At 53.2% G+C, this 462-nt stretch carries 1 protein-coding gene; it reads right to left on the bottom strand.

The genetic code is table 11. From position 1 onward, the window contains the following. A partial coding sequence (gene radC, locus SB765_RS28025; RefSeq protein ID WP_410932274.1) for a RadC family protein occupies positions 1–422 on the bottom strand: 422 nt, incomplete at its 3' end. Positions 423–462: the final 40 nt, after the last annotated feature.

Genomic DNA, 462 nt, shown 5'->3' on the forward strand with positions numbered 1-462 from the left:
ATGGAACCAGAGAACATATTTTGTGCCCGCAGCACCCGATGCTGATTATCCAGAAACAGTGCCATGAAGATCTCTCGCTCCTGATGGGCTAACAGACTTTGCAGATACTGGCGTGTAATTTGTGGATTTTCCATTGCGCTTTCGCGGGCCAGCTTACTGGCGAAAAAACGCTTCGCCAGTTCGGCAATCGCATGAAGTTGTGCCAGCTTGGCATCGCCGACCCCTTTGATTTCACCGAATGCCGCTTTGTCTGACGTCATGAGCTGATAAAGCGAGCCAAAACCGTCCAGCATCTGTCCGGCCAGCTCCAGGACGTTCTGTCCAGGCGATCCGGTACGGAGAAAAATGGCCAGTAGTTCGGTATCGCTGAGGGCATGCGCACCCAGCTTCCGGAGTTTTTCCCGTGGTCCCTTTATTTTCATGTCCGCTCTCCCTGAGATGAGCCTCAGCATGGCCCATCAT

Source organism: Pseudomonas sp. SIMBA_067 (assembly GCF_046534675.1).
GTDB lineage: Bacteria > Pseudomonadota > Gammaproteobacteria > Pseudomonadales > Pseudomonadaceae > Aquipseudomonas > Aquipseudomonas putida.